We start from the raw sequence: 1,391 nt of genomic DNA, 5'->3' as shown, positions 1-1,391 counted from the left end.
CCCCCGGCTCACGCCGCCGGTCGCGTCCCCGCCGGCCGTACCGCCGACCCCGCAGCCGCCCGACCGTCCCGGCGCCGAGGGCACCCCTCCCACCACCGGAGCGCCGGTCGGGCCGACTCGACCGGCGCTCCGAAGACCTGTCGGGCCTGCGCACCTCCCGGGACATCGACACGGGCGGCAGGCGGTTCGGCCGTAGGGGTCGCCACGCGGCCCGGTGAGGATGCGTCCCGGCAAAGGGGAGAGGGGTGTGCCGAGCTCGATGCCCGGTACACCCCTCTCCCCCTACCGGGAGTCCGCTCAGACGTGCGACGTCTCGCCGGCCTGGTGGGGCAGGCGGGTGACGATGCTGTCGGCGTCCGCTTCCTCGGCGGCGAGTTCGGCCTTGACGGCGGCGAGGGACGGGTTGGCCCAGGCGCTCGCGACGCCCCACTGGTAGAAGGCCAGCCCGATCGCCGCGACGATCAGCAGGTCCCAGCCCTCCGGCAGGTAGCCGTGGCCGCCGAAGTCGGCGGAGCCGGCCCAGGAGACGGCGGCCATCACGAACAGGTAGGCGACCATCCAGGCGCCCGCCTTGAGGTGCGGCTTCAGCTCGGCAAAGGGCTTGCGCAGCTCGTACCAGGCCCAGATGGGCAGGCCGGCCGCCATCAGCAGGATGACCTTGCCGGTCAGCGGCCAGCGGGCCCAGTAGAGCACCAGCGAGCCGAAGACCATGGCGACCGGGGCGATCACCGGCATGGCGCGCAGGCGGACCGGGCGCGGCAGCTCGGGGGCCAGCCGGCGCAGCGCCATGACGGCGACCGGGCCGGTGATGTACGAGATCACGGTGGCCACCGAGACGATCTCGGCGAGCGAGCCCCAGCCGCGGAAGACCGCGAGGAAGAGGAAGGCGATCAGCAGGTTGAGCAGCAGGGCCGGGCGCGGGATGCCGGTCTTCGGGTCCACCCGGCCGAACAGGCCCGGCAGGTGACCGTTCTCCTGCACGCCGTGGATCATGCGCGAGGTGGTGGCGGCGTAGATCATGCCGGTGCCGCTGGGGGAGACGAAGGCGTCCGCGTAGAGCAGCAGCGCCAGCCAGTTCAGGCCCCAGGCGATGGAGAGGTCGGCCAGCGGGGAGGTGTAGCCGAGCGAGCCCCAGCCGCCGGAGAGGTCCGCGGCCGGGATGGCACCCAGGAAGGCGACCTGCAGCGCGACGTAGATCACCAGGGCGATCAGGATCGAGCCGATCACGGCCTTGGGCAGCGACTTGCCGGGGTTGCGCGCCTCGGCGGCCAGGTTCAATGGGGACTGGAAGCCGTTGAAGGCCCAGACGATGCCGGAGACGGCGACCGCCGTGAAGACCGCGCTCCAGCCGTTCGGCGCGAAGCCGCCGTGGTCGGTGAAGTGGGCGGTGT

1 protein-coding gene is annotated in these 1,391 nt (G+C 72.9%); it reads right to left on the bottom strand.

Features of this window, described 5'->3' with window-relative positions:
* Positions 1 to 297: 297 nt before the first annotated feature.
* The coding region (locus tag MCM47_RS40720; protein ID WP_238951831.1) for an APC family permease at positions 298 to 1,391 on the bottom strand (1,094 nt) is incomplete at its 5' end.

The organism is Kitasatospora sp. A2-31, assembly GCF_022288725.1.
Lineage (GTDB): Bacteria > Actinomycetota > Actinomycetes > Streptomycetales > Streptomycetaceae > Kitasatospora.
This window is presented reverse-complemented; position numbering and strand designations above follow the sequence as displayed.